The sequence below is a fragment of the Nocardia jiangxiensis NBRC 101359 genome (assembly GCF_000308615.1).
Taxonomy (GTDB): Bacteria; Actinomycetota; Actinomycetes; order Mycobacteriales; family Mycobacteriaceae; genus Nocardia; species Nocardia jiangxiensis.
Window position 1 is genome coordinate 281,524 of record NZ_BAGB01000012.1, and the last position, 23,534, is coordinate 305,057.

6 protein-coding genes are annotated in these 23,534 nt (G+C 67.9%); 4 read left to right on the top strand and 2 right to left on the bottom strand.

All coding sequences use genetic code 11. The features are described 5' to 3' along the window. Positions 1-19: 19 nt before the first annotated feature. The 3 genes from ON40_RS04450 (at position 20) to ON40_RS04460 (ending at position 19,039) form a co-directional block, all read left to right on the top strand. Positions 20-886 (top strand): SDR family NAD(P)-dependent oxidoreductase, encoded by an 867-nt coding sequence (locus tag ON40_RS04450; protein ID WP_245567656.1) that lies wholly within the window; start codon positions 20-22, stop codon positions 884-886. 265 nt (positions 887-1,151) lie between these two features. Continuing rightward, positions 1,152-18,356 carry a non-ribosomal peptide synthetase gene (locus ON40_RS04455; RefSeq protein ID WP_051192668.1) on the top strand — a complete coding sequence of 5,735 codons (17,205 nt, stop codon included), beginning with the start codon at positions 1,152-1,154 and terminating at the stop codon, positions 18,354-18,356. Beyond that, complete coding sequence (locus ON40_RS04460; RefSeq protein WP_040818658.1) at positions 18,353-19,039, top strand: DUF6875 domain-containing protein; 687 nt, start codon at positions 18,353-18,355, stop codon at positions 19,037-19,039. Before ON40_RS04455 ends, ON40_RS04460 begins: the two co-directional genes overlap by 4 nt. 824 nt (positions 19,040-19,863) lie before the next feature. On the opposite strand, the gene ON40_RS04470 is transcribed toward ON40_RS04460, so the two are convergent. Continuing rightward, a complete protein-coding gene (locus tag ON40_RS04470; RefSeq protein WP_051192669.1) occupies positions 19,864-20,538 on the bottom strand; it encodes a GntR family transcriptional regulator in 675 nt (224 codons plus the stop codon). Between the two features lie 2 nt (positions 20,539-20,540). Beyond that, positions 20,541-21,737, bottom strand: a complete 1,197-nt coding sequence (locus tag ON40_RS04475; RefSeq protein ID WP_218008734.1) for an amidohydrolase family protein — start codon at positions 21,735-21,737, stop codon at positions 20,541-20,543. Between the two features lie 195 nt (positions 21,738-21,932). Between ON40_RS04475 and ON40_RS04480 the strand changes: the two genes are divergently transcribed. Further along, positions 21,933-23,522: an ABC transporter substrate-binding protein gene (locus tag ON40_RS04480; protein ID WP_157186190.1), complete on the top strand. Its 1,590-nt coding sequence runs from the start codon at positions 21,933-21,935 to the stop codon at positions 23,520-23,522. Positions 23,523-23,534 lie beyond the last annotated feature (12 nt).

Here is a 23,534-nt window from a genome sequence, read left to right on the forward strand (position 1 = left end):
GGCGATACAGTCGAATGCTGTGGACGAGACGCCGGTCACACATCGTGAGCGGTCGCTCCCCCAGCGGGTGGCGATCCGGCTGTTCTACCCGACATTCCGGCCGAGCGAGAAGGCGTTGCGCGCGGCCGTCGCCGACAAGACAGTGCTGGTGACCGGTGCTTCGCACGGTATCGGCAAGGCCAGTGCGCGCAGACTCGCCGCGGCGGGCGCGGTGGTGCTGCTGGTCGCGCGTTCCGGTCCCGAACTGGAACAACTGGCCGCGGACATCACCGGGGACGGCGGCACGGCCCGCGCGTACCCGACCGACCTGGCCGATATGGCCGCGGTCGACCGACTCGGCCGGACGCTGCTGGCCGAGTACGGACATATCGATATGGTGATCAGCAATGCGGGAAAGTCGATTCGGCGGCCGATCGCCGAGTCCTACGACCGCTTCCACGATTTCACCCGCACCATCGACGTCAATTATCTGGGCCCGGTTCGGCTGCTTCTTACGCTGTTGCCGCAGATGTGCGCACGCAAGCAAGGGCATATCGTGAACGTCTCCACCTGGGGCGTGCTCATGCCGCCGAGTCCGCGCTGGTCGGCGTACGGCGCCTCGAAGGCGGCCTTCGACGTCTGGTTGCGCAGCATCGCCGCCGAAATCGCCGGTGACCACGTCACCACCACCTCGGTCTACATGCCATTGGTGCACACCCGAATGAGCGCACCCACCGACTTCCGGCACATCGCCGCGTTGACCGTCGAGGAAGCCGCCGATCTCATCGCGTACGCGGTCACCGCCAGACCGCGCGCCGTCGCCCCGTGGTGGGCGGTTCGGGTGCAAGCCTGGTCCGCGGTGCACCGGGATCGGGTGCAGCGCTTCCTGGAACGACGCAATCGGTAGATCGCCATCCGGCGTAGTACTTCCGGCATCGGAATGGTGGACGCCGATTCAGCGAACAGGTATAAATGAATGGTCGAGGAATTCGAAAATCCCAGCCCGGAAACCGCCACCGCGAATGCCGGATGAAAAGGGCACATAGTCGTCGAATCGAAAGACGAAAGTCACCAATAGCGGGGCAGTAACGGAAAAATATTCCGGTGTACACCGATGTACACCGATGCGATTTTCTGCTTATACTGTGGGCGGTCGGGGTTAGAAGGAAACAATGACCGTTCCGCGACTCCAACTCGATTCCGCCCCGGGATCGAGTGAAAATACCGAGCCGGACCTGTCAGCCATACAGCCGATACCGCTCTCTGCCGGGCAGCAGGGATTGTGGCTGGCGCAGAAATTCAGTCCGGATGTGCCCATATCGGAGGCGCAGTATATCGAGTTTCGAGGTGATCTCGAAGTAGATCTGCTGCGCAAGACGGCGATCAGAGCTGGCCGAGAGTTCCAATCAGGGTATCTGCGACTTGTCGAGGCCGACGGTGTGCCGTATCAGGTGTACGACCCGTCGCTGAAGTCCGCAGGACCGGTGGTCGACCTGCGCGATGCGCCGGATCCGATCGCAGCGGCCTTGGAGTGGATGCGCCGCGAGTACACCACGCCGCTGGTGATGACCCGGGACCGGTTGGTCGCCACGGCGATCCTGCAGGTCGGGGATCAGCATTATCTGCTGTATTGCCGCAGCCATCACGTCGCACTGGACGGGTACGGCGCGATGATGATCGTGAACCGGATCGCGGCGCTGTACACCGCGCAGGTGCAGGGCCGCGCGCCGGAGCCCTGCCTGGCGGGAGATATCCGCACTCTCTACGAGGCCGACCGCAATTACCGGGAATCGAAGCGATTCGCCGACGACCGGGCATATTGGCTGGAAAAACTCGCCGGTGTCCGTCCGGAGTTCAGCCTGGCTGCCGGGCACGCGCCCGCGAGCGCGGACAGCGTCGTCGCCGTGACCGAACTGCCGGCGACGACGGTGGCGCGAGTCGATCGTTCGGCGCAGGCATTGGGGGCGAGCCCGGCCGCGGTCGTGATCGCCGCATTCGGCTGCTACCTGGCCCGCAGGACGGGCCGGGACGAGGTTCTGGTCAATATTCCCGTGTCGGGTCGCACGACCGCCGTGCTGCGGCGGTCCGGGGGCGTATTCGTCAATGTGACACCGCTGCCGATCGTCCTGGATCCCGCGGACACCGTCGCCACGCTCGCGCTGCGGGTGCAGTCCGATCTGGTGGGGGTGTTACGGCACCAGCGGTTCGGCCTCGCCGACATTCGCGCCGCCACCGGGACTCCGAGTACGCAGCGGCGCTTCGCGGGCCCGGTGGTGAACGTCATGCTGTTCGACCAGCGGATCCAGTTCGGTTCGGTGACCGGGGAATTCCACATCCTCAGCTCCGGCCCGGTCGAGGATCTGCTGGTCGACATGTATCGCACCGGGGATCCGCCGCGGACGATCCTGCAGTTCCTGGCCAATCCCCGCCTCTACACCAGCCCGGAACTCTCGGCGCACTGCACCGATTTCGCGGAGTTCGTCGACGAATTCGCCGCTGCCACCCCGGATACCGGACTCGGGCGGGTTCATCCCGGCAGCGTCGCGGTCGGTGCGCGGATTCGCCGCCGTCGCGAGAACCAGACGTTCTGGCGGTCCGTGCTCGCGGATCTTCCCGAGGAACTTCGGCTGCCGTCGGACAGGCCGCGCTCGGCGGTGCTGTCGAATCGGGGCGCCACCGCGAGCTACTCGTTGCCTGCGGGGACCGTACGGACATTGGAAGGTGTTGCGCGGCAGCATAATTCATCGCCGTTCATGGCGATCCACGCGGCACTGGCGGTGCTGCTCGCCCGGATGAGCGGCGCCACCGACATCCCGGTCGGCACACCCGCCACGGGACGAGGCGCGACCGCGCGGGACGACACGGTCGGAATGCTCGTCGACACCCTCGTGCTACGAACCGGAATCGACCCACAGGAGTCCTTCGCCGACCTGCTCGACCGGATCCGGCAGATCGATCTCGAGGCATTCGACCACGCCGATATCCCGTTCGAACAGGTGGTGGAGCGGTCACCAGGGTCGAGACGCCCTCGATACCAAGTGATGCTGGCGGTCGGGAGCCGGCGAGCGATCGAACCGGGGCTGGTTCACCTCGAACTGCCGGAGGTCGGCCCCGCCGGCGAGATATCCTGCGCCGACCTGCAATTCACACTGTCGGCAGATCACGACGGCAGTGCGCCGACAGCCACGATCGCGTACGCCACCGACCTTTTCGATGCCGCGACGGTCGACTCCCTCGCCCGGCGATGGATCCGGATACTCGAATCGGTAGCCGCGGACCCGGCCGCCCCGGTCGGGGCGATCGACGTGCTCGAGGCCGCGGAACGGGCCGACTTGGCGTCTCGTTCCGGCGACCCCGCGACGAGGGTGACGACGTTGCCGGAACTGCTGGCCGCGGCGGTGCGGCGGAACCCCGACGCGTCCGCGGTCGTGTTCGAGGGGCGGCGGTTGAGTTACCGGGAGTTGGACGAGCGGTCGAACCGGTTGGCGCGCTTGCTCGTTCGGCGTGGGGTGGGCCCCGAGGACGTTGTCGCGGTGGGTATTGCGCGAAGCCTGGATTCGGTCGCGGCGGTGTGGGCGGTGGCGAAGTCCGGAGCGGCTTTCGTACCGGTCGATCCGGGGTATCCGAGCGAGCGGAAAGCTCACATGGTGGCCGATTCCGGGGCGGTCGTGGGCGTGACCGTGGCGTCCGTGCGCGCGCAACTGCCGGACGGGATCGATTGGCTGATCGCGGACGACCTCGACGAGACCTCGGATGCCCGTCCGATCTCCGACCGGGATCGCAGGACCGCACTTCGCCCGGAGCATCCGGCGTACCTGATCTACACCTCGGGCTCCACCGGAGTACCGAAGGGCGTGACGGTGACCCATGCGGGGCTGGCCGCACTCGGTGACGAACAGCAGGAACGCTATGGGGTGAACGCGCTTTCGCGGACCCTGCACGTCGCATCGCCGAGCTTCGACGCGTCGGTCTGGGAGTTGCTGCTCGCGACGGGCGCGGGGGCGACGATGGTGATCGCGGCCCCCGGCGCCTACGGCGGCGCAGAACTGGCCGAGCTGCTGCGCCGCGAGCGCGTGACGCATGCGGTGCTCACACCGCCCGCGTTGCTGTCGGTCGATCCGGCCGGTCTCGATACGTTGCGCGTCGTGGTCACGGCCGGTGACACCTGCCCGCCGGAGCTGGTGCGGCGCTGGGCCGTCGAAGGACGTGAGTTCGTCAATGCTTACGGGCCGACCGAGGCCACGGTCATGACGAACCACAGCACCCCGCTGGCAGGGGATGATCCGGTGACGATCGGTGGTCCGATTCGCGGTGTGGCGGAATGGATTCTGGATCAGCGGCTGGAGCCGGTGCCGGTCGGGGTGGCGGGTGAGCTGTATGTCGCGGGCCGGTTGTTGGCTCGTGGGTATCACCATCGCCCGGGGATGACGGCGGAACGTTTCGTCGCCTGTCCCTGGGCGCCGGGGGAGCGGATGTACCGGACCGGAGATGTGGCTCGGTGGACGACCGCGGGGATGGTCGAGCACCTGGGCCGGTCCGATTTCCAGGTGAAGATTCGAGGTCTGCGTATCGAGCTGGGCGAGATCGATTCGGCTCTGACGGCTCATCCGGCTGTGGGCCGAGCGGTGACCGTCGGTTTTCGTGCCGATTCGGGGGCGCAGTCGTTGGTGTCGTATGTCGTTGCCGCGCCGGACCGTTCGATCGATACGGGGATACTGCTCGATCAGCTGCGTGATCGGCTGCCGGCATACATGGTTCCGGCGTCGATCATGGCGGTGGATCGCATTCCGACGACACCGGCGGGCAAGGTGGATCGCAAGGCGTTGCCGGAGCCGGTATTCGCCGATGCCATACCTTTCCGGGCTCCGGTGACGGCGACCGAGCGGATCGTGGCCGGGTGTTTCGAGGAGACCCTCGGCATCGAAGCGATCGGTGTGGACGACTCCTTCTTCGCCCTCGGCGGAGACAGTTTGGTGGCGACCCGGATCGCCGCGCGAATCGGTGCCGCGCTGGATACCGATGTCCCGGTGCGACTGTTGTTCGAGGCGTCCACGGTGGCGGCACTCGCGGCCCGGATAGACGCCCATTCCGGTACCGGGCGAGGGCGGCCGCCGCTGGTCGCCCGGCCGCGCCCCGATCTGGTTCCGCTGGCGCCGGCCCAGCAGCGGATGTGGTTCTTCAACCAGTACGACACCGGCGCGGGCACCTACAACGTGCCGATCGTCATCCGGCTGCGTGGCGAGTTGCACATCGAGGCGCTACGAGCGGCCATGATCGACGTACTGGACAGGCACGAATCCTTGCGAACCCGGTACCCGGATCACGACGGAACGCTCATCCAACTGATCGAATCCATCGACGACGTGGACCACGAACTGCCCCTGGTTTCGGTTCCCGCGAACCGATTGATCTCGGCGATAACCGAATTCGTCACCGAGGGCTTCGACGTGAGTACCCGTGCGCCGGTGCACGCCCGGCTGTTCCGCACGACCGATGCGCAGGAACATGTGCTCGCCGTGGTGGTGCATCACATCGCCGCGGACGGCTTCTCGATGACGCCGCTGGCCCGCGACGTGGCGACCGCCTACACCGCCCGGATCCACGGCGCAGCCCCGTCCTGGATCCCGTTGCCCGTCCAATACGCCGACTACGCGCTGTGGCAGCGAGCGGTCCTGGGGCCACCGGACGATCCGGAATCGTTGTGCGCCGGGCAGATTCGATACTGGTCGGAGACGTTGGCCGGAGTTCCCGAGGAACTTCGTCTGCCGTTCGACCGGCCGCGTCCGGCGGCGGTGTCGAATCGTGGTGCCACGGTGAGCTTCTCGTTCCGCGCCGGGCTGGTTCATGCGTTGGAAGATATTGCGCGGCAGCATAATTCCTCCCTGTTCATGGCGGTCCACGCCGGACTGGCGGTGCTGCTCGCCCGGATGAGCGGCACCACCGATATCGCGGTCGGCACACCCGTGGCGGGGCGAGGCATCGCCGCGCTGGACGACATGGTCGGAATGTTCGTCAACACCTTGGTGCTGCGAACCGAGATCGACCTCGAAGAATCCTTCGCCGACCTGCTCGACCGGGTCCGGCCCACCGACCTCGAGGCGTTCGACCACGCCGACGTTCCCTTCGAACAGGTGGTGGACCGGCTCGTGACGCACCGATCCCAGGTGCGCCATCCGCTGTTCCAGGTGATGCTGGCGTTCCACAACCTGGAACCGGTGACGCTCGAACTGCCCGATCTGGACCTGTCGGTGATCGATCTGCCCGTTCAGGTGTCCCGCTTCGACCTGCAATTCGTGCTCGCACAGGACTACGACAGCGGCGATATGACCGTCGCGGTCACCTACGCCACCGATCTGTTCGACGCCGCGACGATCGACTCCCTCACCCGGCGATGGATCCGGATACTCGAATCGGTGGCCGCCGACCGGACGATCCCGGTCGGGGCAGTCGACATCCTCGAGCCCGCCGAGCGCGCCGATCTGCTGACCCGTCGCGGCCCAGCGTCGCTGGCTCCGGTCACTCTGCCGGAATTGTTCGCCGCCGCAGTCGGATCGGATCCCGATGCTCCGGCGATCGTGTTCGAGGGACAGCGGTGGAGTTACCGGGAGTTGGACGAGCAGTCGAATCGGTGGGCTCGGCAGCTGATCGAGCGGGGTATCGGTCCGGAGGATGTCGTGGCGATCGGCATCCCGCGGTCTGCGGATTCGGTGCGGGCGGTGTGGGCGGTGGCCAAGGCGGGCGCCGCGTTCGTGCCGATCGATCCGGCCAATCCGGCCGAACGCGTCGAATACATGCTGGCCGATTCGAGGGTGACCGTCGGCCTGACGGTGGCCGCCGCACGTGCCCGACTACCCGGGGGCGATATCGACTGGTTGACGCCGGAGGTCCTCGACCGGGGCGACGACCGGCCGGTTACCGATGGTGATCGGGTGCGCCCGCTGCGGGTCGACGACATCGCCTATGTCATCTACACCTCCGGATCGACCGGACTGCCCAAGGGTGTGGCGGTCACCCATCGAGGACTGCTGAACTGCGCCACCGAGCACACCGCAGCGCTGAATCTCGAAACCGAAACCCGCACACTGCATCTGGCCTCACCGAGTTTCGATGTCTCGGTCCTGGAGCTGCTGGTGACGCTGCACTCGAGTGCCACGATGGTCGTCGCGGCCGGTGACGAGGCGGTCGGCGACGATCTCGCCGAGCTGTTGGACCACGAACACGTCGGCGTGGCATGCCTGACCCCCTCGACGATGTCCACGATCGACCGGAGCCGTTGGCCGCTGACGGATCTGGATCATCTGGTCGTCGGGGGCGAGAACTTCGGCACCGAACTCGTCGAGCGGTGGGGCAGCGATCGGAAGCTGTTGAATTCCTACGGGCCCACCGAGACCACCATCGTCGCCACGCTGACCACCCCCTTGGTCACCGGGGAACCGGTCACGATCGGTCACCCGATCCGCGGCGTCTCGGCGTGGATACTCGACCGGCGATTGGCGCCCGTGCCGGTCGGTGTGGCGGGTGAATTGTATGTTGCCGGTGGGCTTCTGGCGCGCGGATACCATCATCGGACGGGGGCGACCGCGGAGCGTTTCGTGGCGTGTCCGTGGTTGCCGGGTGAGCGGATGTATCGGACCGGTGATGTGGTCCGCTGGTCGGCGGGCGGTGCGATCGAGCATCTGGGCCGATCCGATTTCCAGGTCAAGATCCGAGGTCTGCGTGTCGAACTCGGTGAGATCGATGCCGTGCTCGCGGGGCACGAGAGCGTCGGTCATGCCGTCACCGTCGGTTGGCGCGCCGATTCGGGAGCTCAGTCACTGGTGTCGTATATCGTTGCCGCGCCGGGACATTCGATCGATACTCCAGAGCTGACGGAATATCTCGCCGATCGTCTGCCCGCATATATGGTTCCGGCTTCGATCGTGGTGCTGGAGCGGATTCCGTTGACGCCGACGGGCAAGCTCGATCGCCGGGCGTTGCCCGAACCGGTGTTCGCCGACGACGCACCGTACCGGCCGCCTCGAACTTCGATCGAGCACCTCATCGCCGACACCTTCGCCGCTGTGCTCGACACCGACACCGTCGGCATCGACGACTCCTTCTTCGCTCTCGGCGGCGACAGCATCATGTCGATCCAGTTGGTGACTCGGGCCAGAGCCGCGGGTGTGGTGTTCTCCCCGCGCGATGTGTTCGAGCGCAAAACCGTTGCGGGACTTGCCCAGGTCGCGATCCAGGACAGTGCCGCGGCGCTGTCTCTTCCGGCGGAACTGCCCGGCGCGGGCGTGGGTCCGCTGGCACTGACACCGATCATGCGCTGGTTGCTGGAACGGGCGGGGCCCGGGTTCGGCCGCCTCGCGCAGACGATGATCCTGGATCCGCCGGCCGGGATCGACCGGCGCCGGCTCACCGAGGCCGTGCAGGCAGTACTCGATCGGCACGATATGTTGCGCGCGCGACTCGGTTCGCGCCCCGACGGGTATCGGACGTGGGATGTGCTGCCGGTCGGCATGATTCGAGCCGACGATGTTCTCGTCCGGGTGCCGGTGGCAGCGGGGCTGGGCCGTGGTGAGTTGCATGCGCTGGCGGCGGCCGAGGTCGATGCCGCCGCGGATCGACTGGATCCGAGCGCCGGGATCGTGGCGCAGGTGGTCTGGTTGGATCCGGCGGGCACGGCGGAGCAGGGCACGGTGCTGGTGGTGGTGCACCGCTCGGCGATCGATCGGGTCTCCTGGCGGGTGCTGGCGCCGGACCTCGCGGCCGCGTGGGCGCGGATCGAATCCGGGCGGCCACCCGATCTGGCCCCGACCGGGACGTCGATGCGCAGGTGGGCGTACGGGCTGGTCGAGGCCGCCCACAGCGCTGAACGGGTCGCGGAACTCGAACTGTGGCAGGCGATGACCGCCGGGGATGATCCGATGATCGGGTCGCGTCCCCTGGATCCCGCGGTCGACACGGTCGGCACGGCCCGCACGATCCGGGTCGAGATGGATCCCGAGATGACCGAGGCGCTGCTGACCGAGGTGCCCGCGGCGTTCCACGGCAGTGTCGAGGACGGGCTGTTGACCGCCCTCGCGGTGACGATGACCAAGTGGCGTCGCGAGCACGCACCGGTTGCCGCGAACGGCCCGCTCACGGACGTCGTGATCAGCCTCGACGGGCACGGCCGTTCCGCGGGTGCCGTCCCGGGCTCGGATCTGACCCGGACGATCGGCTGGTTCGACACGAATTTCCCGATGCGCCTGGATCTTTCGGACATCGACCTCGACGCCGCGGGCATGGGCGGGTCGGCGTCGGGTGCGGCGGTCAAGGCCGTCAAGGAACAACTTCGCAGCGTCCCGGACCACGGGATCGGCTACGGCTTGCTGCGGTATCTCAACGAGGGCACCGGACCGATCCTCGCGACCGCGCCGCCGCAGATCGCGTTCGACTACTTCGGCCGCGTCGACGCCGGGATCACCGAACAGATGCCGGTGGCCGGATGGGTTCCGGTGCACATCGGCGCGGTCCCGGGGGATGGCGTGTCGGCCGGTACGCAGGATCCGGATATGCCGGTGACGGCGGTGCTCGGCGTCGGCGCCGTCGTCCTGGACGATGCGACCGGGTCGCGGTTGCGAACGACCTGGACGTATCCCGCCGGTGTGCTCACCGACGACGAGGTGCGCGAGATGGCGCACTCGTGGCATCAGGTGCTGACCGCCTTGGCGCAGCATGTCCGCCGCGCCGGGAGCGGGGGACACACGCCATCGGATCTGGACCTGGTCGGGCTCGGACAGGCGGAGATCGAACGACTCGAGGACCGGTATCCGGCACTGAGCGACGTCTGGCCGCTGGCTCCGTTGCAGCAGGGTCTGCTGTTCCACGCGCTGGTATCCGAGCAGTCGGTCGATACCTACCTCACACAGTTGGTCCTGGAACTGCGTGGTCGGGTCGACGCACGACGGCTGCACCGAGCCGTACGTCTGCTGCTCGCCCGGCACGCGAATCTGCGCACCGCCTTCGTCACCGATGCCGGCGCCGGACCGGTGCAGGTCGTCGACGACCACGCCGAGGCCCCCTGGTCGGAGCTGGATCTGTCCGGGCTGGACGAGAGCGCACTCGATCGCGAGTGGGAGTTGCTCATCGCCGCGGACCGCGCAGCCCGGTTCGATCCGGCGCGCGCCCCGCTGCTGCGCTGGATGCTGGTCACCCTCGGACCGCAGCGATACCGGCTGGTGCTGACCGATCACCACCTGGTGCTCGACGGTTGGTCGACGCCGCTGCTCCTGAAGGAGCTGCTGGTGCTCTACGCCACCGACGGCGACCTGGCGGCACTGCCGCCGGTGCGCCCCTACCGGGACTTCCTGGCCTGGGTCGGTCAGCAGGACTCGGCGGCCTCGCTCGAGGTCTGGGCCCGTGCGTTCGACGGCGCCGACGAGCCGACCCTGGTGGCCGCGGCCGATCCCGGCCGTCGCGACACCGAATCACGCGATGTCGCAGGCGAACTCACCGAGGAGCAGACTGCGGCGTTGACCGCCTGCGCACGCTCCCGCGGCATCACGCTCAACACGATGATCCAGGTGGCGTGGGCGATCGTGTTGGGCGCGTTGACATCCCGCAAGGATGTGACGTTCGGTGCGGTCGTCTCCGGGCGGCCCCCGCAGATCGCGGACATCGAATCGATGATCGGGCTGTTCATCAACACGGTGCCGGTGCGCGTTCGTCTCGACACCACCGAGACCCTCGGGCAGCTGCTCGACCGGGTCCAGGCGGAGCAGGCCGCGCTGTTCGATCACCAGTTCGTCGGCCTGGCCGAGATCGAGCGGGTGGCCGGGGCGGGGGCGGTGTTCGACACGATCACGGTGTTCGAGTCCTTCCCGATCGACCGCTACGGGGTGACCGCGGACACCGATATCGCCGGGATGCGGCTGGTCGACGTGGTCGGCCTGGACGCGGCGCACTATCCGCTGGGCCTGGTCGGGCGCCTCGACACCCGGCTGTACCTCGAGATCAAATACCTGCCCGGGTTCTTCGACCACGCCACGATAGTGGCGATCCTGGGCCGGGTGCTGGGCGTTCTGGGCGCCGTCGTCGCCGACCAGGACCTGCCGCCGGCCCAGCTCGATCTGCTCACACCGGAGGAGTATCGCGAGTTCGCGCCGAAGTCGGGTGCGCCGCCGGTGCCGGAGCGGGTGTTGCCGGAGTTGTTCGCGGACACGGCATCTCGAAATCCGGGGGCGATCGCGGTGGTGTGCGGTGACCGGCAGTGGACGTACGGTGAGCTCGATGCGGAGTCGAACCGGTTGGCGCGCCTACTGATCGGCCGAGGGGCCGGACCGGAAACCGGTGTCGCGGTCGCGTTGCCGCGCTCGTTCGAGTCGGTGCTCGCAGTCTGGGCGGTGGCGAAGTCGGGGGCGGCATTCGTCCCGGTGGATCCGCGCAATCCGGCGGATCGGGTCCGGCACATGCTCACCGACTCGGGCGCGGCGACCGGAATCACGTTGTCGGAGTGGCAGGATCGGCTGCCCGGATCGGTGCGGTGGCTGGTCCTCGACGAGCCGGAGGTCACAGCGGAGGCGGCAGCGTCGCCGTCGATCGCGGTGACCGATGCCGAGCGAATTCGACCGGTCCGGATCGATGATGCCGTCTACGTGATCTACACGTCCGGGTCGACGGGGACACCGAAAGGCGTGGTGGTCTCGCATCGAGGGCTGGCGAATCTGGTGGCCGAGCAGTGCTCGCGGTTCGAGATCGGGCCGGGTGCGCGGGTGCTGCACGCCGCGTCACCCAGTTTCGACGCCGCGGTCCTGGAACTGCTCTGGGCGTTCGCGTCGGGCGGGCGGCTGGTGATCGCGCCGCCGGCCGTCCTCGGCGGAATCGAATTGGCACAGGTCATTTCGCAGCACTCGGTGACCCATGCCGCGTTGACGCCCACGGCGTTGGACACGGTCGATCCGGCCGGGTTGCAGAATCTGGCGACGGTCGTGCTGGGTGGCGAGACGCCCTCGCCGCAACTGGTGTCGCGGTGGGCTCCGGGCCGGAGACTGTTCAACACCTACGGCCCCGCGGAGGCCACGATCCAGACCGATGCCGGTGCGCCGATGGCGCCGGGCCAGACCGCGACGATCGGCGGGCCGATCCGTGGCGTCGAGGAGGTCGTACTCGACGTGTGGTTGCGGCCGGTGCCGCTGGGAGTGGTCGGCGAGTTGTATCTGACCGGTCCGGGACTGGCTCGCGGTTACCGCAACCGGACGGGTCTGACGGCCTCGCGGTTCGTCGCCGATCCGTTCGAGGCCCGGGGGCAGCGCATGTACCGGACCGGGGATCTGGTGCGGTGGTTGCGATTACCGCAGGGCGGGCTGACGCTGGACTATGTCGGCCGGACGGATTTCCAGGTCAAGGTGCACGGCTTCCGCATCGAGCTGGGCGAGGTCGAAGCGGGTCTGCTGGCCTGTGCGGGGGTGGCCCGCGCGGTGGCGGCCGTGCACCGCAGCGCGACCACCGGCGATCGACTGATCGGATATGTGGTGCCCGAGCCGGGCACCGAGCTGGACCCGGCCGCGGTCGTGGCATTCGCGGGGCAGCGATTGGCTCCGCACATGGTGCCCGCGACCGTTCTGGTACTCGACGCACTGCCGATGACCGAGACGGGCAAACTCGACCGCGGCGCGCTGCCCGAGCCGGACTTCGGCAGGGACAGAACCGAATTCCGGGCGCCGGTCACCGAGATGGAGACGACGCTGGCCGGGCTGTTCGCCGGAGTGCTGGGCGTCGACACGATCGGGCTCGACGATTCGTTCTTCGCCCTGGGCGGCGACAGCATCATGTCCATCCAGTTGGTGACACGCGCCAGGGCGGCGGGGCTGATGTTCTCGGTGCGGGATGTGTTCGAGGGCAGGACAGTTGCCGGGCTGGCCCGGATCGCCGTCCCCGACAGCGGCGCGGCGGCGGCGCTTCCGGCGGAACTGCCCGGTGGTGGGGTGGGGCCGATGCCGTTGACGCCGATCATGTGCTGGATGGTCGAGCGCGGCGGATTCGACGGATTCTGTCAGTGGGTGATGCTCACGCTGCCGACCGGCATCGACCGGATCGCGATCGCGGCGACCGTGCAAGCCGTGATCGATCGCCACGACATGCTGCGGGCCCGGCTACGGCCCGAACCGGCACAGCCGTCGGGCTGGGCACTGCAGGTGCAACCGGCCGGGGTGTCGGCCGCGGGACTCGTCCAGCACGTGCGGGTGGACGAGTCGCCGGACAGCGAGGCGTTCGCCGAGATCGCCGAGGCGCAGGCACATTCGGCCGCCGAGCGTCTCGACCCGGCTGCGGGAGTCGTCCTGCAGCTGGTCTGGCTGGACTGCGCCGACCAGCCGGGCCGGCTGCTGGTCGTCGCGCATCACCTCGTGGTGGACGGAGTGTCGTGGCGGATCCTGGTTCCCGACCTCGCCGTCGCCGGCGCCCAGGTGAGTGCCGGGCAACAACCGAGCCTCGCGCCCGTCGGCACATCGATGCGGCGCTGGGCGCACGCCCTGGACACCGCCGCGGCGGACCTCGACGAAATCGACTGGTGGCGTGACACACTCGCCGCCGCCGATCCGCCGCTCGGGACGCGCCCGCTGGACCCGGCCGTGGACGTCCAGGCCACCGTCGGCACCGTCCGGATGACGTTGCCCACCACCACGACCCGTGCCGTACTCACCACCCTGCCCCGGGTGTTCCGCGGCGCTGTGGAGGACGCCCTCCTCGCCGGACTCGCACTGGCACTGACCCGATGGCGGGATCGCCACGGCGAGAACGTCACCGAGGCGCTGCTGACTCTGGAAAGTCACGGCCGCCACGACACGGTCCTGCCCGGCGCCGACCTCACCCGGACGGTCGGCTGGTTCACCACCACGTACCCGGTCCGGTTGGACCTGTCCGGTATCGACATCGATGACGCGTTCGCGGGCGGCGCTGCCGCAGGGGCAGTCGTCAAGGCGGTCAAGGAACAACTGCGACGGATTCCCCGTCACGGTATCGGCTACGGGCTGCTGCGCTACCTCGACCCCGACACCGCCCGCGTCCTGGGTGCGCTGCCCGGACCCCAGGTGAGTTTCAACTATCTCGGCCGGTTCGACACCATTCCGGACGTGTTGCGCGAGAGCGGGTGGATCCCCGCCGGTAGCGACGCCGCGGGCAGCGTCCAGTCTCCCGACGTCTCGGCCGCAACGCTGTTGGGCGTCAACGCGGTCACCGTGGACACACCGGAGGGCCCCGCGCTGACCGCGGCCTGGGACTTCCCGTCCGGTCCGATGGGCTCCGCCGAGGTCACCGGCATCGCGGAACTGTGGCGCGACGCGGTGACTGCCCTGGCCGACCACGCGACCCGGCCCGGCGCCGGTGGGCTGACGCCCTCCGATGTCGGCCTGGTCGACCTCGATCAGGCCGCGATAGCGCGACTCGAGGCGAGATACCCTGCGCTGGAAGACATCTGGCCGCTCACGCCGCTGCAGGCGGGACTGTTGTTCCATGCCCAGCTCGCCGATGGAACCCCCGACGACTACATCGTGCAGCTCTGTCTGGAACTCGGCGGGCGCGTCGACGCGGACCGGCTGCGCCACGCCGCGCAGACCCTCGTCGGACGGCACTCGAATCTGCGGATCGCGTTCGCGCGCAACGGTTCCGGCGAACCGGTCCAGGTCGTGCACTCGCACGTCGACGTGCCGTTCGCCCGGATCGACCTGGCAGAATCCGCGGACACCGCCGCCACGCTCGACGACCTCATGGACACCGACCGGCACTTCGACACGACCGTGCCGCCCCTGCTGCGACTGATGCTGATCAGCACATCCCCGCAGCGGCACCGACTGCTGCTGAGCATGCATCACATCCTCATCGACGGCTGGTCCACTCCACTGCTGGTCCGGGAACTGCTGATCCTCTATGCCGCCGACAGCGCCCCGGGCGCACTGGCCCCGGCGCGTCCCTATCGCGATTACCTGGCGTGGCTGAAAAACCAGGATCAGGATGCCGCGCAGACCGCGTGGGCGCGGGCGCTCGAGGGCGTCACCGAGCCGACTCTGCTGGCGCGCGCGGACCGCAGCGGCCCGGCCGAGGCCGCTCGCGACGTTCAGGTGCGGCTGAGCGAAGACCGCACCTCGGCTCTGAACGCCGTTGCCCACCAGCAGGAGACCACGCTCAACACCGTCGTCCAGGCCGCATGGGCGATCGTGCTCGCCGACGCGACCGCCCGTGACGACGTCGTATTCGGCACCACCGTCTCCGGGCGTCCCGCGCAGATCCCCGGCATCGAATCGATGATCGGACTGTTCGTCAACACGGTGCCCGTCCGGGTCCGGCTCGACCACGGCGAGACTCTCGCCGGGCTGCTGCGGCGAATCCGCACCGAACAGACCGCGCTGCTCGATCACAACCACCTCGGCCTCGCCCGGATTCAGCAGGTGGCCGGGTCCGGCGCGATGTTCGACACCGCGGCCATCTTCGAGTCCTACCCGGTCGACACGAGCGGATTGTCGCAGGACACCGATATCGCCGGGATGCACGTCCTGGATGTGCACGGGCGCGAGGCCGCGCACTATCCGCTGGGCCTGATCGTCCACCTCGGCGACCGGCTGGAGCTGATCTTCAAGTATCTGCCGGAACTGTTCGCCCACAACGAGATCGAGGCTCTCGCGGGCCGCGTGCTGCGCGTACTGGACGCCATCACCGAAGATATCGATCTACCGCTCCAGCGAGTGCAGCTGCTCTCGCCGGACGAGCTGGCCGCACTGGTTCCCGTTCGCGGCGGTCCCAGCGCGGAGACGGTGATGTTGCCGCAGGTGCTGGCGGCAGCGGCGAGATCGGACGCGGACGCGGTGGTCTGTGACGGCGAAACGCTGTCCTACCGCGAACTCGACGAGACCTCGAACCGGTGGGCGCGGGTGCTGATCGACGCCGGAGCAGGGCCGGAGTCGTTGGTGGCCTTGGTATTACCGCGCTGCATCGACGCGGTGATCGCCGTCTGGGCGGTCGCCAAGACCGGCGGCGCGTTCGTCACGATCGACCCCGCTCAGCCCGAGGACCGGATCGGCGGCATTCTCGCCGATGCCGGTGCCATCGCGGGGTTGACGACGTCGGCCGATCGATATCGGTTGCCGGACAACACCATCTGGTTCAGCCTCGACAGCGCGCGGTTCGCGACGCAGACAGCGTCGGCGTCCGCCGCCGCGATCGACGATCGTGAGCGCACAACCACGCTGCGGCCCGAGCATCCCGCCTACCTGACCTACACCTCGGGCTCCACCGGAACCCCCAAAGGGGTCGTGGTCACCCACACCGGGATCGCGAATCTGGCCGCCGAAGCGCGGGAAGGCTTCGGTCTCACCGCATCGTCCCGGATGCTGGCCGCGGCCTCGCCGAGCTTCGACGTATCGGTCCTCGAATGGCTCGCCGCCACCGCTGCCGCAGCCACCCTGGTGCTCGCTCCGGCGCGAGTGGTCGCCGGTGACGAACTGGCCGAGCGGATCGCCGCGGCGGGCGTGACTCATGCGGCCTTCACCCCGACCGTGCTCGCCTCGCTGCGTCCCGACGAACTCGACCCCCTGCACACGCTGATCCTCGGCGGCGAGATATGCCCGCCGGATCTGGCGAATCGGTGGGTGCCCGAACGCACCCTGATCAACACCTACGGAGCCACCGAGACGACCGTTCTGAGCTGCCGCGACGCCCCGCTGACCACGGTCACGGACAGTCCGCCGCTGATCGGCGGCCCGGCGCGTGGGTTCTCCGCGGTGGTACTCGACCGCAGACTGCGTCCCGTCCCGCCCGGAGTGGCCGGCGAACTGTATCTGTCCGGACCGGCCATCGCCCGCGGCTACCACGGGCAACCCGCGCTCACCGCAGCCCGATTCGTCCCGGATCCGTACGGGCCGACCGGAACCCGCATGTATCGCACCGGCGATCTGGTCGCCTGGACCGATGACCGGCGACTGCGCTTCGTGGGGCGCAGCGACCTGCAGATCAAGGTCAACGGCCATCGCATCGAACCCGGCGATATCGAAACCGCGTTGTGCACTCACCCCGACGTCTCCCGTACCGCCGTCGTGGTGCACACCCGACCCGACGGCATCGAGCAACTCACCGCCTACGTGGTGCCGACCGCGCACACCACACCCGATCCCGCCGTGCTGACCACGCACCTCGTCACCCGATTGCCCAGCCACATGATCCCCACCACCATCGTCACGCTCGACCGGTTACCGCTCACCACCACGGGCAAACTCGATCACCACGCTCTGCCCGCACCCGACCTGCGCCGGCAGTTCCGGGCTCCGGCCACCCCGCTCGAGGCCGCCATCTGCGATGCCTTCGGCAGGACCCTCGATATCGAGCGAATCGGCAGCGACGACGGCTTCTTCGCACTCGGCGGCAACTCGCTGGCCGCCACCCGGCTGGTGGCGCTGCTCGCGGAGGCCACCGGGGTGACCGTGCCGCTGCCGTGGCTGTTCACCGATCCGACGCCGCGATCGCTGGCCCTCCGCATCGACAGCCGCCGCGATGACCTCGCCGGGCGGGACTCCGGCGAACAGGATCTCGCCGAAGCGCTCTCGGTCGTGCTGCCCCTGCGGGCCGCCGGAACCCGGGCGCCGCTGTTCTGTGTCCACCCGGCGCTCGGATTGGCTTGGGGTTTCAGCGGACTCGTCCGGTACCTGGATCCCGACCGGCCCGTCCGCGGGCTGCAATCGCCGGGGCTGACCGACCCGGCCGTGCGGTTCGAGACGCTCGATCAGCTCGCCGCCCGGTATGTGCAGGAGATCCGGTCGATCCAACCGCACGGCCCCTACCACCTGCTCGGTTACTCGCTGGGCGGCACCATCGCCCATGCGATCGCCGTCCGTCTGCGCCGCGACGGCGAGTCGGTGGCCACCCTGGCCATGATGGACACCCGGGTCGTCACGGCCGGCAGTTTCCGTGCTCCCACCCCTTCGGTGGCGACGATGCTCGCCGAGTTCGGCGGTTTCGCCCTTCCGGACGACCCCGCCGAGTCGACCATCGAGGCCGCGACCGAGTTGCTGCACCGGCAGGGTGGACTGTTCACCAGCGTGACTCCCGAGCATCTGGTCAGGTTGCAGCGCGACTACACCCGGCTCGTCGACCTCACCTGGAACCATCGGCCGACTCGGTTCGATGGTGATCTGATCTACTTCAGCGCCGCGGACAGCGACGTCGACGGCGGCACCTCACCAGCTCGCGCCTGGAGCGCCTACGTCACCGGGCGGATCACCGAGCACCGGATTCCCGTTCGGCACGAACGGATGACCGAGCAGGATTCGCTCCGTGCCATCGGTTTCGTCCTCACCGAGCACCTCCGGTCAACCCGCACCGCGCCCACCGAGTCATCCATCCCAGCAAGGACGAGCCGATCATGAACACCGACCGAATCGTCGGAACACGTTCCGGCGTCGAACCGTCCAATCTGTTCGCCCCCGATCTGACCACCGGTGTCGACGCGCCCCCGCATGCTGCCGAACTGCGCCGGTGGATGGTCGAATATCTGTGCCGACCCCACCCGGACCTCGGCCGCCCCGGCCTGGTCTGCCCCTTCACCAGTCACGCTGTCGCACAGCGATTCCTGTGGGCGGCGTTCATCCCGGGCCGCGACATCGACCGCGAGCGCATCACCGCGATCGTCGACGACCTGCACGATCTGTTTCCCGACCTGCCACCGCGGGACGAACCCGGCGCCAAGCTCAAAGCCGTCCTCGCAGTCTTCCCCGACCTCACCGAATATGCCGATATCGATGCCGTGCAGCGCGAGCAGAAATCCCGGTTCGTCGAACAGGGTTTGATGCTCGGACAGTTCTATCCGGGGTGCACCGTCGCGGGGTTGCACAACCCTGACTTCCGGGCTCTCGACGCGCCGCTGCCGCTGCTCGCGATCCGCCAAATGGTCCCGACCGATTTTCCTTTCCTTAGTGGCCGCCGCGAATGGCTGGAGTACTATCTCAAACTCTTCGCACCCACCATCCCCAGATTCATCGCCACCACTATGTCCGACAGGCTCGTGCAGACACCCGACGTGCTGAACGAACTCGATCCCGATAAGCGGTGACGATGCGCTACGAATAACGTAACAAAAGGTGAAACAGGGCGGCTGGCTTGTTTTGGAGCGGCCGGGCTCCGGGTGCGGTCGCGATGGCGAATCGCAGCTACGACCTGGCTGAATGTGTCGTGCGCGGCCGTCGAAGCACTGCCGAACTACTGCTCGAACGAGTTTGCCGGGACTATCTCCGATGGCTGATCGGGGTCGGTGGAAATATATTCACACGACGAATGTCCACATATTGTCCGAGGGGCTGTACTTCACATCGCATGGGAGTAATGTGAGCGTCGGGTCTTTCCGGTGTTACCCAGTTGGTCGAACGATGGCGAGACTCACGGCGAGGGCGGCAGCTCTGGTAATTGAGGAGCCGACGCCGGCACTCCATCATGTGAAAAGTAGAGATGGCGGTTGTGGCAGACCGTCATAACCCGGATCGAATTCTCTTGAAGGGTTGGACAAATGTTTGAAAGAAAGATCAAGATAATGGCAGTGACCGCGCTGGCGTTGCCTCTGGCCGTCTTCGCGGCTCCTGCGGCCTCGGCGGCCACGATGCCGGCTGCGCCTGCGACATCGCACCAGGCAACCCCGATCGGCGGCGGTGGCTCGCTCCACATCTGCTTCCCGCTCGGTAGCGTCGTGTGGTGCATCTGATCCAGTAGGTCGACAGCAGAACTGGATGAGCAGGTCCGATTCGACTCGCGGCGAGGGCGCGGCTTCCGCGCCGAGTCCGCCGGGGCGCCGGAGTCTCGGACCGTGTCTCACTTCGCCGTGATTCGTTCAGCGCGTGTCGGACGAGCACGCCGCCCGCACAGGACACCACCGAATTTCGTGCGCTACCGCACCAGCGCGTCGAGAGTGGGCCCGCGTCCGGCCTCGATGTGCGCCCACATCAACGATTCGGCGAGGCGATCGTTGCCGTTGCGGATCGCTTCGGTGATCGCGTGATGCTCATGCACCTGGTTGCGCAGGTCACGGCTGGACGTCAGATAGAAGATCCACGCGAGGCGCCCGCTGATCACTCGCATGAGTTCGTTGAGCAGTTCGTTACCGGCTGCCGCGACCAAGGTGACGTGCACGGCGCTGTTGGTTTCTGCGAGCTCGAGCGCTTCGCCCTCGTCGAGATGGTGCTCGGCCTTCGCCAGCATCTGTTCCAGGCCCGCGGTGTCGATGCCGGCCCGGGTGCGGCGCGCGGCGCCACCGACTGCGACGACCTCGACACCGAGCCGCGCGTCGAACAGGTCGTTGATCCGTTGCGCCGTCCAGGTGGTGACGTACGACGTGCGCCGTGGTGACGCCTCGACGAAGCCCTGCTGCTGCAACACCGGCATCGCCTCGCGCACCGGAACCCGTGACACGTCCAGGTCGGCGGCCACCCGCTGCTCGGTCAGGGCGAGTCCCTGGGGGTATTCGCCGAGGATGATCTTGCGACGGATCGTGCGCTGCAACTGGATGGACAGCGGTTCGCCGGCCGCCGCAGTCGACACCGGCGTCCGCCCTGTGCGGGACATGTTCACCTGAGCTCCCCGTTTTCCGCGACCACTCGGCCGTGATGGACGGTGACGCGGCCCGCCGGCCGGTCCAGCACGCCGGCGGCGGCGGACTCCGCGTCGATCAGGACCAATTCTGCGGGATCGCCTACCCGCAACCCCGGACGCTCGCCGTGCACGAGCCGGGAAGCCGCCCGGTCGAGCACGGCGTGTCCGCCCCAGGTGGCCACCGCGAGAGCCGAATCCAGGTCCGGCTCGAAGGTGTAGCCCTGGGTGAACGCCAGCTGCCACGTGCGGTCGAGCATGTCGCCGTTGCCGTACGGCGACCAGTAGTCGCGCTGCCCGTCCATACCCAGGCCGATCCGGACGCCCGCGTCCACGATCCGCCGGATGGGCAGGCTGCCGTGCGTGCCCGGCGCGATCGTGGTCAGCGCGATATCGAGTTCGGCGAGCTCGTCGATGGCCCGGAACGCTTCCGTCGACGCCTCGGCCAGGCAGAAGGCGTGCGAGACGGTGACGCTGCCCGCCATCCCGAGCGCACGGGTCCGTTCGGTGATCAAGGACAGACTGAACAGGCCCAGCGCACCCGGCTCGTGCAGGTGGATGTCGACGCCGCAGCCGAAACGTTCGGCGAGGTCGAACACGGTGTCCAGATGGCGCACCGGATCCCGGTCGATCGAGCACGGGTCGATCCCGCCGACCAGATCCGCCCCGAGCCGCAGCGCCTCGGCTGTCAGCGCGACCACGCCCGCCTCCCGGTGCAGGCCGACCTGGGGGAACGCGACGACTTCGACGGTCGCGCGATCCCGGTGGGTCTCGCGCGCGGCCAGCACGCCCTCCAGCTTCGCCAATCCGGAGTCGGCGTCGACCTGGGCGTGGCTGCGCACTCTGGTGGCGCCGAACGTGATTGCGCGCTGCAACGCGTAGGTTGCTCGGTCGGTGACCGACGCTTCGGCCGAACGCCAGTTCGCCCGGTCGTCCATGATGCGGCTCATCAGGTCGGGTGCGCCGGTGCACGGGCGGAACGGCAGCCCCAGCCGATTCGAGTCGAGATGGGTGTGCACGTCCGAAAACGACGGCACCGCAACGCGTCCGGCGCCGTCCACGATCGTCGCGTCCGAGGTGGGCGCCGAGCCAACGGCGGCGATCTCGACGACGCTGCGCTCGTCCAGGACGACGTCGCAGGGCGGCCCGCCCCACGGCCTGATGTTCGTTATCACTGTGTGCACGGAATCGGCGGCCTTTCAGTGCTCGCGGCAGAATCTTGCGGATGCGAATGAGATAGCCAGTGTATACATAATTTCCACTTGAGCTGCTGTTACGCATAGTTTACGTGGCAGGACCGCAGATCGAAATCAAATATGTATACCGTTCTGCGCATTGCGACTTCTCGTATGTTCCAGGAAGGCCTCCCGATGCCCCTACCTATCCGTCGCTCCCGCCCGCCCGTCCGACGCTCCCGCCCGCGCCGCTGCGGGGCTGTCGTCGGCGCACTCACCGTCGCGCTCGCGGCGATGCTGCTCGTCACCGGTTGTGGGACCGGTCCGGGCGGATCCGACCGCCGCGAGACGCTGGTCGTCGCCTACCGGAACGAGGTCACCACGTTGGACCCGGTCCGGGCCGACTATCAGGAATCCGACAACGTCGAAGCCGTTCTCTACGACACGTTGATCGGATACGACCACGGCAAGATGGTCCCGCAGCTGGCCACCGAATTCGCCTACGCACCGGACGTCGCCTCGGTTCAGCTCACGCTGCGTCCCGGCGTGAAGTTCCACTCCGGCAACCCGCTCACCGCGCGGGACGTCGTCTACTCGCTCGATCGGGTGAAGTCGATCGGCCAAGGCATCATCGGCCAGATCTCCAGCTACAAGTCCGCCACAGCAATCGACGACACGCACCTCATCATCTCCCTCACCCACCCGGACGCGCTGTTCATGGGCGCGCTGAGCCGCATCTACGTCGTCGATTCGAAACTGCTGACCGCGCAGGCCGGCAGCGACCAGGGCCAGAACTGGCTGCTCAACCACGACGCCGGCTCCGGACCGTATCGGTTGCAGTCCTCCTCGGCCGGCACCATTCAGACGACGCGGTACGACTCGTTCTGGGCGTTCGACCCGAAGCGTCCGCGGAACCTGACCTTCCGCCGGATAGACGACCAGGCCACCATCCGCGACGAGATCAAGGCGGGCAACGCCGATCTGGGCTGGATCTCCAAGGCCGACGCGAAATCGTTCCAGGGCATCCCGTCGGTGACCGTCGGACCCGCGCCGGACGCCTACCAGATGGTGATCTACTTCAACACCGTGCAGGGACCCGGCGCCAACCCGGCGCTGCGGGAGGCGCTGCGGTACGTCCTGGACTATCGGGGCGCGCTCGACTCGATCTACAACGGGCAGGGCACGATCGCCAACGGCCCGCTGCCGACCAACCTGACCTGTAGACCTGAATTGCCCACCGAGAGAACGGATCTCGCGAAGGCCAAGCAGATCCTCAGCGCCGCCGGGCAGGCCGGGACGACGCTGACGATGCGCTATCAGCCGACGTTCAGCGAGCACACCAAGGCCGCGACGCTGTTGCAGTCCAACCTCAAGGAAATCGGCATCACGCTGCAACTGCAGCCCATCGCGTTCGCCGACTACCTGACCATGTTGAGTGACCCGAAGACCATCCCGGACATGATCCTGCTGGGCGAGAACGCGCCGTACCCGGACCCGGGCGTGATGATCACCAAGACCTTCTGGTCGAAGTCCGTCGGCACCAATCGCGGGGCCTACTCGAACCCTGCGGTGGACGCGCTGATCGAGCAGGCGACCAACACCCCGGACGCCGACGCGCGATGCGGAATCTATTCGCAGGCACAGCGATTGATCGACGCCGACTTCGCCACCATGCCGCTGTACACGGTGCACAACACCTGGGCGTGGCGTTCGGACGTTCGCGGCATGGACGTCGCCGCGCCCGGCGGCGGTGTCGGCTACCGGGCGCTGACGGTCGGGAACTGACCGGCCGGGCGA

Coding starts and splice junctions, on each gene's coding strand:
- ON40_RS04455 (WP_051192668.1), top strand. CDS start 1,152: ATGACCGTTCCGCGACTCCAACTCGATTCCGCCCCGGGATCGAGTGAA.
- ON40_RS04460 (WP_040818658.1), top strand. CDS start 18,353: ATGAACACCGACCGAATCGTCGGAACACGTTCCGGCGTCGAACCGTCC.
- ON40_RS04470 (WP_051192669.1), bottom strand. CDS start 20,538: ATGTCCCGCACAGGGCGGACGCCGGTGTCGACTGCGGCGGCCGGCGAA.
- ON40_RS04480 (WP_157186190.1), top strand. CDS start 21,933: ATGCCCCTACCTATCCGTCGCTCCCGCCCGCCCGTCCGACGCTCCCGC.